General features: G+C 61.4%; 10 protein-coding genes. 5 read left to right on the top strand and 5 right to left on the bottom strand.

The window, feature by feature from the left end; genetic code table 11:
- Positions 1-32 precede the first annotated feature (32 nt).
- Complete coding sequence (locus EFD56_RS06950; protein WP_037115523.1) at positions 33-809, bottom strand: DeoR/GlpR family DNA-binding transcription regulator; 777 nt, start codon at positions 807-809, stop codon at positions 33-35.
- 242 nt (positions 810-1,051) lie between these two features.
- On the opposite strand from EFD56_RS06950, the gene EFD56_RS06945 reads away from it, so the two are divergent.
- The 3 genes from EFD56_RS06945 (at position 1,052) to EFD56_RS06935 (ending at position 3,458) form a co-directional block, all read left to right on the top strand.
- Entirely contained in the window at positions 1,052-1,825 is a 774-nt protein-coding gene (locus EFD56_RS06945) for an amino acid ABC transporter substrate-binding protein (protein ID WP_010017259.1), read from the top strand.
- A 194-nt stretch (positions 1,826-2,019) separates the two neighbouring features.
- Positions 2,020-2,700, top strand: coding sequence for an amino acid ABC transporter permease (locus EFD56_RS06940; protein ID WP_004674295.1), 681 nt, complete (start codon positions 2,020-2,022; stop codon positions 2,698-2,700).
- The gene (locus EFD56_RS06935) at positions 2,697-3,458 is read left to right on the top strand and encodes an amino acid ABC transporter ATP-binding protein (RefSeq protein WP_085743481.1); all 762 of its coding nucleotides are present in this window, start codon (positions 2,697-2,699) and stop codon (positions 3,456-3,458) included. The genes EFD56_RS06940 and EFD56_RS06935 overlap by 4 nt, the downstream gene beginning before the upstream one ends.
- Before the next feature lie 40 nt (positions 3,459-3,498).
- On the opposite strand, the gene EFD56_RS06930 is transcribed toward EFD56_RS06935, so the two are convergent.
- The 3 genes from EFD56_RS06930 to EFD56_RS06920 all read right to left on the bottom strand — a co-directional run bounded on the left by EFD56_RS06930 (position 3,499) and on the right by EFD56_RS06920 (position 8,649).
- Entirely contained in the window at positions 3,499-4,071 is a 573-nt protein-coding gene (locus EFD56_RS06930; RefSeq protein ID WP_064819497.1) for an NADPH-dependent FMN reductase, read from the bottom strand.
- Between the two features lie 184 nt (positions 4,072-4,255).
- Positions 4,256-7,720 (bottom strand): pyruvate carboxylase, encoded by a 3,465-nt coding sequence (pyc, locus tag EFD56_RS06925; protein WP_126904993.1) that lies wholly within the window; start codon positions 7,718-7,720, stop codon positions 4,256-4,258.
- A 173-nt stretch (positions 7,721-7,893) separates the two neighbouring features.
- A complete protein-coding gene (locus EFD56_RS06920) occupies positions 7,894-8,649 on the bottom strand; it encodes a helix-turn-helix transcriptional regulator (protein ID WP_012485581.1) in 756 nt (251 codons plus the stop codon).
- A gap of 380 nt (positions 8,650-9,029) precedes the next feature.
- Between EFD56_RS06920 and EFD56_RS06915 the strand changes: the two genes are divergently transcribed.
- Together EFD56_RS06915 and EFD56_RS06910 are read left to right on the top strand one after the other, a co-directional pair.
- Positions 9,030-10,793: a glucan ABC transporter ATP-binding protein/ permease gene (locus EFD56_RS06915; protein WP_064819236.1), complete on the top strand. Its 1,764-nt coding sequence runs from the start codon at positions 9,030-9,032 to the stop codon at positions 10,791-10,793.
- 425 nt (positions 10,794-11,218) lie between these two features.
- Positions 11,219-11,572, top strand: coding sequence for a VOC family protein (locus EFD56_RS06910; protein WP_010002912.1), 354 nt, complete (start codon positions 11,219-11,221; stop codon positions 11,570-11,572).
- 50 nt (positions 11,573-11,622) lie between these two features.
- On the opposite strand, the gene EFD56_RS06905 is transcribed toward EFD56_RS06910, so the two are convergent.
- Positions 11,623-12,861 carry an OpgC family protein gene (locus EFD56_RS06905; RefSeq protein WP_126904992.1) on the bottom strand — a complete coding sequence of 413 codons (1,239 nt, stop codon included), beginning with the start codon at positions 12,859-12,861 and terminating at the stop codon, positions 11,623-11,625.
- Positions 12,862-12,871: the final 10 nt, after the last annotated feature.

Below are 12,871 nucleotides of genomic sequence, written 5' to 3'. Positions count from 1 at the left end.
GCACCCGTTTTCTAAACTCCGCTTGGGCGGCTTCAGTTCGTTTTCTCGGCGATGACGGTCCGGCAGCCGCGCTCGCGGTAGCCGGCGAGGACGGCTGGATCAGCGTCGTGCTCGACGACCAGGCATTCGCAATGCGCAACCGGAAGGATGCTGTGAGGGGCGGCGGTGCCGAACTTCTCCGAGGTCACGGCCGCCAGAACCTTTCTGCTTCTCGACGTGGCGAACCGTTTGAACTCCGCATCCTCGAAGCTGAAGGCGGTGATGCCGGCCTCAAGATCGACGCCGCAGGCGCCGAGGATGCAGAGATCGGGCGAAATCTGCTCCATATCCCGCAGGGCCTTGGCGCCGAGCGCGCCGCCGGTTTGCCGGTCCATCATGCCGCCGATCAGGATGACACTGACGGCGGGTTTGTCGATCAGCGCCGCGGCAATCGCCGGCGCATTGGTCGCAGCCGTCAGTTCGAGTTCGGCCGGCAAGGCATTGGCAATCGCCAGATTGGTGCTGCCGGCATCGAAGAACACCGTCAGGCCGGCGGCGATCTGTTTTGCTGCTGCCCGCGCCAGTGCCTGCTTCCGGTCGGCGGCAATGCCGATGCGCTGCGTCAGGCTGCCATGCGCCGGCGAGACCGGCAAGGCGCCGCCATAGACCCGCTCGCAGAGTCCCGCCGCCGCCATCTCGCGAAGGTCACGCCGCACCGTATCTTCGGAGACGCCGAATTCGAGCGCAAGCTCCGCCGCCAGCACGCGGCCGTTCAGCCGCAGCCGCTCGGAAATCACCCCTTGGCGCTCTCGCAACAGAAAATCCTGCATGTTCCTACCGGGTCATTGGTTGAAGTGGTGAAAACATGCATAAACGTTTATGACCGTGCAGACAACATGCACAGCTACACGTTTTCTGAAGCAATGAAACAATGCACCCGATAGGCGCTGGCCGGCTGAGAAAAATATTTCGCCGTTTCTGCATTTATTCGCAGTTTTCTACGCTTCGGGCGCCCTAGTTTTCTGCAAACTATGCCGCATCCGATCACAACCTCCCAAGGATGGATAAAACAATGAACTGGTTGAAAACCGCCGCCGCCGCTGTCCTCATTCAGGCTGCAGCCCTCCTGCCCGCCCATGCCGGTGAAAATCTCGCCGCCATCAAATCGGCCGGCGTCTTCAAGATCGGTACCGAAGGCACCTATGCGCCCTTCACCTATCATGACGAAAGCGGCAAGCTCGTCGGCTTCGACGTCGAGATCGGCGAGGCGATCGCCGCCAAGCTGGGCGTCAAGGCCGAATTCGTCGAAGGCAAGTGGGACGGCCTGATCGCCGGCCTCGACGCCAAGCGCTACGACACGGTCATCAACCAGGTCGGCATCACCGAAGCCCGCAAGCAGAAATATGATTTCTCCGAACCGTATATCGCTTCCAAGGCCGTACTGATCGTCCGCGAGGGCGATGACAGCATCAAGACCTTCGCCGATCTGAAGGGCAAGAAATCCGCCCAGTCGCTGACCAGCAACTTCGGCAAGCTCGCGACCGAAGCCGGCGCAGAACTCGTCGGCACCGACGGTTTCGACCAGTCGATCCAGCTCGTGCTGACGAAGCGCGCCGATGCGACGATCAACGACAGCCTTTCCTTCCTCGATTTCAAGAAGCATAAGCCGGACGCGCCTGTGAAGATTGCCGCCCAGCAGGAAAATGCCGATTACTCCGGCATCATCATCCGCAAGAACGAGCCGGAGCTTCTTGCCGAAATCAACAAGGCGCTTGCCGACATCAAGGCCGACGGTACGTACAAGAAGATCGCCGACAAATATTTCGGCCAGGACGTTTCGAAGTAAGTTCCCTCCCCAACCCCTCCCCACAAGGGGGAGGGGCCCAACGGCCATCCGCGACATCTCAAACAACCATTTCGGCCAGCGGTTCGGTTGCTGTTTCGTGCGGAGCGAGAGACTTGATACGTCCCTCCCCCTTGTAGGGAGGGGTTGGGGAGGGGTATTCGAGATATCGCCACCCACCGACGAGAGGGAATTCCTTGCAGCACTGGCTTCAACTGATGGCGGAATCGCTCCCCTCGCTCCTCTGGGCCGGGCTGGTCTTCACCATCCCCCTCACGTTGCTGTCCTTCACCTTCGGTCTGATCCTCGGCCTGGTCACAGCGATCGCCCGCCTCTTCGGTCCCGCGCCGGTCGTGGTCGTCGCCCGTTTCTATGTCTGGGTCATCCGCGGCACACCGCTCCTCGTGCAGCTCTTCGTGATCTTTTACGGCCTGCCGAGCATCGGCATTCTGCTCGATGCCTTTCCCGCCGCCCTCATCGGCTTTACCCTGAATATCGGCGCTTACAGTTCCGAGATCATCCGCGCCGTCATCTCCTCCGTGCCCAAGGGCCAGTGGGAAGCAGCCTATTCGATCGGCATGAGCTGGCGCCAGGCGATGAGCCGCACCATCCTGCCGCAGGCCGGCCGCGTCGCCGTGCCACCGCTGTCGAATACCTTCATCTCGCTGGTGAAGGACACGTCGCTTGCCGCCGCCATCACCGTGCCGGAACTCTTCCAGGCAGCTCAGCGCATCGTCGCCACCACCTATGAGCCACTGATCCTCTATATCGAGGCGGCGCTGATCTATCTGGTCCTGAGCTCCATCCTCTCGCAGCTGCAGGTGCGGCTGGAACGCCGCTTCGCGCGTTATGGCGGCATGCTGGAGGCAAACGCATGATCGAGCTTTCCAACATCGAAAAGCGCTTCGGCGATGCCATCATCCTGAAGGACATCAGCATTCGCATCCCCGAAGGCAGCGTCACGGCGCTGGTCGGGCCCTCAGGCGGCGGCAAAAGCACGCTGCTGCGCTGTATCAACCTGCTCGAAATCCCGACATCAGGTGCAATCCGCCTCGGCGAGGCAGAGCTTTCCTTCGCGCCCGGCAAACGCATCGGCTGGCAGGCGATTCAAAGGATCCGCCGCCAGACCGGCATGGTCTTCCAGAACTTCCAGCTCTTCCCGCATCAAACCGCGATCGAAAACGTCATGGAAGGTCTGGTCACGGTGCTGAAATGGCCGAAGGAGAAGGCCCACGAACGCGCCACGGAACTCCTGACCAAGGTTGGCATGGCGCACAAGGCCGATGCCTGGCCGTCGACATTATCGGGCGGCCAGCAACAGCGCGTGGCGATCGCCCGGGCGCTCGCGCCGTCGCCGCGCGTGCTTCTGTGTGACGAGCCGACCTCGGCGCTCGATCCGGAACTCTCGGCGGAAGTGGTCGATGTGCTGGGTCAGCTGGCCCGGGAAGGTACGACCATGGTCATGGCGACCCATGATCTGCGCCTCGCCTCCAAGATCGCCAATGACGTCGTCTTCCTGGAAGCCGGCAGCGTGGTGGAAACGGGCAGCGCCAGAGCGATCTTCACGGCGCCACAGCGCGAACGCACCAAGCGGTTCATCTCGACGATCAACGCGGCGCATAGCTACGATATTTAAGACGGTGCCGGGCTGTCACCCGGCACCGCCGGCATTCCGATCAAGCGGCCGTCACGACGGCGCGCGCGGCCTTCAAGGCGTTGCCCCACCAGGTCAGCTGGTCGAGCATGTTCTTGGCGGCTTCGTTGAGATGCGCATAGTCCCCAAGCTGCTTGCCCTCCTTGAGAACGGCAAGATATTCGCTGAAGGCAATATGAACGCCCGTTTTGACCGAAGCTGCACTCATTTCGACGAAAATCAGGCGAAGCTGCTCGACGGCGCGCGCCCCGCCAACGCCGCCATAGCCGACGAAGCCGACCGGCTTCTGGATGAATTCGCCGAGATCGATGGCATTTTTCAGAACCGCCGTCGGCGCATGATTGTACTCGGCGACGGTGAAAATGAAGCCGTCGAATTCGCGCAGCTTCTTCTTCCAGCGCTCGGCGGCTTCGCTTTCCGCTGTCGTTGCGCGCTCTTCGCCGAAGAAATGCATGGGATAGTCGAGAAGATCGAGAACCTCGACTTCGAGATCGGAGCGCTGGCCGACGAGCCCGGCGATCCACTTGGCCGGATGTTCGGCAAAACGGCCAATACGCGTGCTGCCGACGATGACGGCAAACTTCAACTTGCTCATGGAGAGAATGTCCTGGTTGGTCTTGGGGCGGATATACGACTTCAAGTCTATGGGAAAGCCTCCTCGCCAAGCAAGGCGAGGAGGCCGTAAACGCTTCGAAAAATCAGGCTTCCGACAGCCCGATCACACACAATCGGGTGATTGGTGAGGCAGCCAGCCAACTGAACAAGCCTCTCGGCAAGGCTCAAGCGGCATAGACGACAAGCAGGTCCTTGGCATCGATCTGATCGCCGGCCTTGACGAGGATTTCGGCAATCGTTCCATCCTTTTCCGCATGGATCGCCGTTTCCATCTTCATCGCTTCGATGGAGACGAGCACATCACCGGCGCTGACGGCTTGGCCGGATGAGGCGAAGACGCGGCTGATGACGCCGGGCATCGGCGCACCGACATGAGCACCATTACCGGGCTCGGCCTTGCGGCGCACGGCCGCACCCGTCGCCCCATGGGCCCGGTCCGGCACCTTGATGCGGCGCGGCTGGCCGTTGAGCTCGAAGAAGACGGTGACCATGCCCTGGCTGTCGGTGGCGCTCATCGCCTGATTGACGATGACGAGCGTCTTGCCTCGTTCGATATCGGCAAACAGTTCCTCGCCGTCGGCCAGCCCGTAGAAATAGGCAGGCGTCGGCAGCACCGAGACCGGGCCATAGGTATCGGAGGCGAGCGCAAAGTCGGTGAAGACCTTCGGATACATCAGATAGGAGGCGAATTCGAAGTCGCTGACCCCGCGCTCCAGCTTGGTCTCGATGACCTTGCGCTCGGCATCGAGATCGGCTTCCTTCAGCAGCGAGCCGGGACGCACCGTATAGGGCTTTTCGCCCTTCAGTGCCTTCTTCTGTAGTGCTGCCGGCCATCCCGACGGCGGCTGGCCGAGATCGCCCTTCAGCATCGACACCACCGATTCCGGGAAGGAGACTTCGCGCTCGGGGCTGACGACGTCGGCGACCGTCAGGTCCTGGCTCACCATCATCAGGGCCATGTCGCCGACCACCTTGGAGGAGGGCGTCACCTTGACGATATCGCCGAACATCTGGTTGGCGTCGGCGTAGGCCTGCGCCACCTGGTGCCAGCGGGTCTCGAGTCCCAGCGAGCGGGCCTGTTCCTTGAGGTTGGTGAACTGGCCGCCCGGCATTTCATGCAGATAGACCTCCGAGGCTGGGCCCTTGAGGTCGCTTTCAAAGGCGGCATACTGGTTGCGCACCGCCTCCCAATAGAAGGAGATACGGCGGATCCATTCCGGATCGAGGCCCGGATCGCGCTCGGAGCCGGAGAGCGCCTCGACGATCGAGCCGAGACAGGGCTGCGAGGTATTGCCGGAAAGCGCATCCATCGCCGCATCGACGGCATCGACACCGGCTTCGACGGCGGCAAGAACGGTCGCGGCGGCAATGCCCGAGGTGTCATGCGTATGGAAGTGGATCGGCAGGCCGGTCGCTTCGCGCAGCGCCTTGAACAGCACCTTCGCCGCCGCCGGCTTCAACAGACCCGCCATATCCTTGACCGCGATGATATGGGCGCCGGCCTTCTCGAGCTCGACGGCAAGGTCGGTATAGTATTTCAGGTCGTATTTCGGGCGGGCGGAATTAAGGATGTCGCCGGTGTAGCAGATCGCCGCCTCGCAGAGCTTGTTCTCCTCGGCAATCGCATCCATCGACACCCGCATGTTCTCGACCCAGTTCAGGCAGTCGAAGACGCGGAAAAGATCGATGCCGCCTCTGGCCGCCTGGCGGACGAAATATTTGACGACATTGTCGGGATAGTTGGTGTAGCCGACGCCATTGGCGCCGCGCAGCAGCATCTGCAGGAGCAGGTTCGGCGCGCCCTCGCGGATCAGCGCCAGCCGCTCCCACGGATCTTCGGTGAGGAAGCGCATGGAGACGTCGAAGGTGGCGCCACCCCAGCATTCGAGCGACAAGAGATTCGGCAACGCGTGCGCATAGGTGCTGGCGATCCTGGCGATGTCATAGGTGCGCATGCGGGTGGCGAGCAGCGACTGGTGGCCGTCGCGCATCGTCGTATCGGTCAGAAGCACGCGCTTCTCATTGCGCATCCATTCGCCGAACTTCTTCGGGCCGAGCGTGTCGAGCAGCTGCTTGGTGCCGTCCTTGACGCCGTTGCCGTTGGCATAGGGCACCACAGGCTTGGCGGCATTTTCGAGGGGCCTCGGTCTGTCCTTGGCCTCGGGATGGCCGTTGACGGTGACGTCGGCGAGATAGGTCAAGAGCTTCGTCGCGCGGTCCTGGCGCTTGACCTGCTGGAAGAGCTCCGGCGTCGTGTCGATGAAGCGGGTGGTGTAGCTGTTGTCGCGGAACTTCGGATGGCCGATGATCGCTTCGAGGAAGGTCAGGTTGGTGGCGACGCCGCGGATGCGGAATTCGCGCAGCGCCCGGTCCATACGGGAAATCGCTTCGGACGGGTTCGGCGCCCAGGCCGTGACCTTGACGAGCAGCGGATCATAATAACGGGTAATGATGGCGCCGGAATAGGAGGTGCCGCCGTCAAGCCGGATGCCGAAGCCGGAAGCCGAGCGATAGGCGGTGATGCGGCCGTAGTCCGGAATGAAATTGTGTTCGGGATCTTCGGTGGTGATGCGGCACTGCAGCGCATGGCCGTTCAGGCGGATATCGGCCTGAGCGGGAACGCCCGATTCCGGCGTGCCGATCGCAGCGCCGTCGAGGATGTGGATCTGCGCCTTGACGATGTCGATGCCGGTGACGACTTCGGTCACCGTGTGCTCGACCTGGATGCGCGGATTGACCTCGATGAAGTAGAATTTGCCGGTATCGGCATCCATCAGATATTCGACGGTGCCGGCGCCGATATAGTTGGTCGCCGCTGCGATCTTCAGCGAATAGGCAGCCAGTTCCTGGCGCTGCGACTCCGAGAGGTAGGGTGCGGGCGCGCGCTCGACGACCTTCTGGTTGCGGCGCTGGATCGAGCAGTCGCGCTCGAAGAGATGCACGACATTGCCGTGTGTGTCGCCGAGGATCTGGCTTTCGACGTGGCGGGCGCGCTCGACCAGCTTTTCCAGATAGACCTCGTCCTTGCCGAAGGCGGCCATCGCCTCGCGCTTGGCCTCCGTCACCTCGCGGGCGAGATCGGCTTCGGCGCGGATGACGCGCATGCCGCGGCCGCCGCCGCCCCAGGAGGCCTTCAGCATGACGGGATAGCCGATTGCTGCCGCCATCTTCGCCACTTCGGCCATATCGTCCGGCAGCGACTCGGTCGCCGGCACGACGGGCACGCCGACCGAGATCGCCAGATTGCGCGCCGCGACCTTGTTGCCGAGCTGGCGCATCGTATCGGCCTTCGGACCGATGAAGATAATGCCGGCCTTGTTGCAGGCATCGACGAATTCCGGGCTTTCCGACAAGAGGCCGTAACCGGGGTGAATGGCGTCGGCACCCGAAAGCTTGGCGACCCGGATCACCTCGTCGATCGACAGATAGCTTTCGATCGGCCCGAGATCGCGGGCCAGATGCGGGCCGCGGCCGACCTGATAACTCTCATCCGCCTTGAAACGGTGCAGCGCCAGCTTGTCCTCTTCCGCCCAGATCGCCACCGTTTTTATTCCAAGCTCGTTGGCCGCGCGGAACACGCGAATGGCTATTTCAGAGCGATTGGCAACGAGTATCTTGGAAATGGGCAAAACGGTCTCCTCCGTCGTTCAGACGCGGGCATGCTGCACCCGCGAAGAAAATTCTTAACTTCTTGTCACAGGAAGTTCAATTTCTCTTGCGACTGCGAAACGCACTTTCTCGCCATGCGAAGACATGTCGACTGGCAGTATGCAGCGATTTGCGCGAAATGGATAAAAAAAGCTCAGCTTATCAGGCCATGGCGGAAAGCGAGCGCCACCGCCTGTTGCCGGTTCTTCGCCTTCAGCTTGCCCTGCAGGCCGTTCATATACCAATCGACGGTGTGGTTCGAGATCTTCAGCATCTTGCTGATCTCCATCGACGTCATGCCTTCGGCGAGATAGTGCAGGATTTCCATCTCGCGCCGCGTCAGCGGCGTCTCAGCCGGCAGCACCGTCTCCAGCGCCTCGGCCTCGCCGGTCAGCTCGAGCAACCGCCAGAAGGTCTTGCGCGCCACAGCCTCGAGCAAGGCGATCTCCACCGGCGACAATTCGATCGGTCTGCCGCCGAGACTGAGGCTGCCCAGAATGCCGTTGCGCCCATGGATCGGAAAGAGATAGCCGTCCTCCAATCCATGGCCGAAGGCATCGACCATCATCTGCTCCATACGGCGGCGATGCGCGTCGCTGTTGAATGCCGCCATGCTTTCCCGCCAGCGGAAAGGCCGCTGCGCATGAGTGAGATAGCGCACCATCGGATCGATCCTGATATATTTTTTTGCGGCATATATCTGCAGCCATCGTTCGGGCCAGCGGCCGGCCAGCGGTGCAGCCCGCAGTTCCGAGTTCTGCTGGGCCGGTGTCTGCTGCAAATGGCGTAGCAGACCGTAATACTCGAAGCCGGAACCATGGAGGACCTGCTCGAGCTCGTTGACGACAGCATCCGGATTTGGGCACTCTTCCAGAATTACAAGCACTTGAATTAATGAATTAATATTCACAAAACGCCCCTTGTCCGGACCTTAAGTCCGCATCCAGGCCGTTGGCGGCTTTTCAATTTGGTCGCGAAACGGTCTTCAACATGCAGTCTTTAATTTCAATGCTGTGCTAAACATTTATTAAAATGCAAGCGCAAATTGTCGTGGCATATAATCCGCCAGAAATTCGGTTGCCAGACCCTGATGCTGAAAAATGTGAGCGATCTTCACGCAATCTGCTGTTCTATGCTGCTGATGCGGCTCCGATTCCCCGCAGAAAGCGATAGAGCCTTCGGCTTAATCCTCCCGCGGCTGGACCCTGAATACTCCGTTAATCGCCGGTTCAGGTAGCCTTTTGTAGCATCCCACCATTCCCTTTTTCGCAGATGCACAAGAGGTTAGACGTGTCGCTATTCAAGGTCTATGCAAGAGCTCTGCGCTATCTTGGCGCCTACAAGCTCCGCGTATCCCTGGTCGTTATCGCCAATATTGTTCTGGCGACCATCACCATTGCGGAACCGATCCTGTTCGGTCGCATCATCGATGCGATCTCGGGCAAGGGTGAAGTCAAGCCCATCCTGTTCATGTGGGCGGCCTTCGCCGTGTTCAACACCATCGCCTTCGTCCTGGTATCGCGCGAGGCCGACCGGCTTGCTCATGGCCGGCGGGCCACGTTGCTGACGGAGGCTTTCGGCCGCATCATTTCCATGCCGCTCGCCTGGCATCACCAGCGCGGCACCTCCAACGCGCTGCACACGCTGCTGCGCGCCTGCGAGACGCTGTTCGGCCTTTGGCTGGAATTCATGCGCAACCACCTGTCGACGGTCATCGCGCTTGCCCTGCTGGTGCCGACCGCAATGTCGATGGACCTGCGCCTGTCGGCCGTCCTCATCGTGCTCGGCATTGCCTACTGGCTGATCGGCCGCGTGGTCATGAGCCGCACCAAGGATGGCCAGGCGTCGGTTGAGAACCACTACCATACCGTCTTCTCGCATGTCAGCGACTCGATCAGCAACGTGTCGGTTCTGCATAGCTACAACCGCATCGAGGCCGAAACCAAGGCATTGAAGTCCTTTGCCGACCGGCTGCTCGAAGCGCAGTATCCGGTGCTCGACTGGTGGGCGATCGCCAGCGCGCTGAACCGCATGGCTTCGACGATCGCGATGATGGTCGTCCTGATCATCGGCACGATGCTCGTCCAGTCCGGCCAGCTGCGTGTCGGTGACGTCATTGCCTTCATCGGCTTTGCGAACCTGCTGATTGCCCGCCTCGACTTGATGCGTCAATTCGCCACGCAGATCTTCGAGGCGCGTTCCAAGCTCGAGGACTTCTACACGCTCGAAGATTCGGTGCGTGAACGTGAAGAACCGGCCGGCAACGGCGAGATCAAGAACGTCAAGGGGGCGGTCGAATTCCGCGACGTCTCCTTCGGCTTCGGCAACAGCTCGCAGGGTCTGCACAATGTCTCCTTCTCGGTGAAGGCCGGCCAGACGGTTGCGATCGTCGGCCCGACCGGCGCCGGCAAGACGACGCTCGTCAACCTGCTGCAGCGCGTCTACGATCCGCAGGGCGGCCAGATCCTCGTCGACGGTACCGATATCACCAAGGTGACCCGCAAGTCGCTGCGTCGCCATATCGCCACGGTCTTCCAGGATGCCGGTCTGCTGAACCGCTCGATCAGCGACAATATCCGGCTCGGCCGCGAGGGTGCCAGCGAAGAGGAAATGCGCCGGGCGGCCGAAGCTGCCGCCGCCGCCGACTTCATCGAGACCCGCGAGGACCGTTACGACACGCATGTCGGCGAACGCGGCAACAAGCTCTCGGGCGGCGAGCGCCAGCGCATCGCGATTGCCCGCGCCATCCTCAAAGACGCACCGATCCTGGTGCTCGACGAGGCGACCTCGGCGCTCGACGTCGAGACCGAAGCGCGCGTCAAGTCGGCGATCGACAATCTGCGTGAGAACCGCACCACCTTCATCATCGCCCACCGCCTCTCGACGGTCCGCGAAGCCGATATGGTGCTCTTCCTGGACGACGGCCGCGTTGCCGAGCAGGGCAGCTTCGACGAGCTCAGCCACAGCAACGGCCGCTTCGCCGCCCTGCTGCGCGCCAGCGGTATCCTGACGGACGACGAAGTCCGCAAGGCCCACGCCACCGAAGCCGCCTGATCGGTCGGGTTCAAAATAAAGGCTGGAAGGTAGCTCCTTCCGGCCTTTTTGTTGGCTGGGTGAGGCCAGTCCAATTCCGACGACATACTTCAGGGCTTGGTTTCCTTCCAAAACCGTTGCTGACGTCACACAGTAACCGTGTACAATGGGGCCGCCCCCTCTGCCCTGCCGGGCATCTCCCCCACCGGTGGGGAGATCGGTTGGGTGCGATGGTTTCCCCAGCCAACAACGAACATGTATTCCGCCCGGCGACGGAAAGGAACCAGGTTGCAACCACTGGCCAATCTCCCTCCTTATCGGGCAGATACCCCGCAGGGCAGAGGGGTGCCGCACGCTGCTACGCCGCCATTCCAAACCCAACCCCGATTGACCACCCTGCCGATCTTCCTACCTTCCGCATTGTCCAAGCATCGGAAGGAAAGCCCATGAAGGTCCTGCGCATCGTCGCCAATATTGCAGCACCCGACATCACGCCGGCGCGGCGGTTCTATCAGGATGTCCTCGGTCTCGACGTCATCATGGATCACGGCTGGATCACCACCTTCGGCGCCGCGAGACCCATGAACGTTCAGGTGAGCGTCGCCAGCGAGGGCGGCTCCGGCACGCCGGTGCCGGACCTTTCGATCGAGGTCGACGATCTCGACGCTGCTTTCACGGCGATGTCGGCCGCCGGTTTTTCGATCGAATACGGCCCGGCGGACGAGCCCTGGGGCGTCAGGCGCTTTTATGTCCGCGATCCCCTGGGCAGGCTGGTGAACATCCTCGCTCACAAAAATTGAGCCGGCGGGCAGGGGCCGCCGGCTCCTCTATCTCAAGGCAAAGCTGGCAGCTATTTCCGATTGGTGCGGCGATAGGTGTTTGCCGCTCCGCCGATCCGCACGGGCACCGGTACGGCGGCAACCTCGGTGACGAGCTTACTCTTGACCTTGTCCTGCTGACGCTTGTGCTCGAGATAGTAGGCATAGGCGAATTGCGTCGCGATGCCGGCGATGACAAAGATCGGGCCGACCAGCGGATCCTTGTTGGTGATGTAGAGCACGACCTGGCCGACCATGGCGAGGATCGTGCCAGCAACAAAGATGTTGAGCGAATGGCGGCCGAGGATCGTCAGGGGGTGATCCGCGGGACGCCGCAGGATGCGGGAGAATGCGGGGATGCTGATGATCAGGTAGGTCAGCGCCAGCACATGCAGCAGTCGCGGCAGCGACAGGAAGGTCTTGTCGAAACCTGTTATAACCGGCGGCAGGCCAAGCGCTGCCAGCGAGTTGCCGAAAATCCAGAGATGACCGGTCACCCAGACGAAGGAAAGCACGACATAGGCGGCGGCGACCGCAAGCAATAGCGGATGCCGCGGGATTCGGCCGCCGCGCTTGATATGCAGGATCGAGATGATACCGATCGAAAACAGGAACTGCCAGGAGAGCGGATTGAGGAACCAATAGCCTTCGATCAGCATATTGTGCGGCGCCACCTGATAAATGCCGGCGAGCAGCCAGACCGTGCCCGAGACGGCAAGCGCCAGCAGCGCGCTTCGCTCGTTGAGGAGCAGGAGGATGGGCACCATCAGCAGCAACGCCCCGTACATGGGCAGGATATTGTTGTAGCCGATCTGGTGGCCGAGCAGGAGCAGCGCGGGGATACCGTCCTTGAGGTTCATCAGAACCGCCAGAATATTGATTTCGACAAGCAATCCGGGCCGGTGGAACAGCCAGGCGCCGCAGATGAACAGCGCCAGTGTCATGAAGGTTGTGATCATGTGGGCGAGATAGAGGGTGAAGGCCCGCTTTGCCGCCTTGATCGCCATTCTGATCCGGTTGCCCGGCTGGAAACGGGTCCCGTAAGCAAGGCCGACGGCAATGCCGGATATCAGCACGAAAGCCTCCGCGGCATCGGAGAAGCCGAAATTCTTCGTCGTGACATATTCGAAGAACTGCCCGGGAACATGATTGATGAAGATCATGATCAGGGCGAGGCCACGCAGCACGTCAAGCCTTGTATCGCGCCCTGGCGCAGCTACGGATCGGGAACTGCGCTCGGTGCCGATGGCTTCGGTCCGCGTGCTTGCCATGGAGTGTCTC

The sequence above is a fragment of the Rhizobium phaseoli genome (assembly GCF_003985125.1).
Classification (GTDB): Bacteria; Pseudomonadota; Alphaproteobacteria; order Rhizobiales; family Rhizobiaceae; genus Rhizobium; species Rhizobium phaseoli.
The sequence above is the reverse complement of the archived record's forward strand: the minus strand, read 5'-3'. Positions and strand labels throughout refer to the sequence as shown.

Bases quoted from the DNA above. Each gene is read 5' to 3' on its own strand.
- EFD56_RS06930 (WP_064819497.1), bottom strand. From the start codon at position 4,071: ATGAGCAAGTTGAAGTTTGCCGTCATCGTCGGCAGCACGCGTATTGGC.
- EFD56_RS06945 (WP_010017259.1), top strand. From the start codon at position 1,052: ATGAACTGGTTGAAAACCGCCGCCGCCGCTGTCCTCATTCAGGCTGCA.
- EFD56_RS06935 (WP_085743481.1), top strand. From the start codon at position 2,697: ATGATCGAGCTTTCCAACATCGAAAAGCGCTTCGGCGATGCCATCATC.
- EFD56_RS06905 (WP_126904992.1), bottom strand. From the start codon at position 12,861: ATGGCAAGCACGCGGACCGAAGCCATCGGCACCGAGCGCAGTTCCCGA.
- EFD56_RS06950 (WP_037115523.1), bottom strand. From the start codon at position 809: ATGCAGGATTTTCTGTTGCGAGAGCGCCAAGGGGTGATTTCCGAGCGG.
- EFD56_RS06910 (WP_010002912.1), top strand. From the start codon at position 11,219: ATGAAGGTCCTGCGCATCGTCGCCAATATTGCAGCACCCGACATCACG.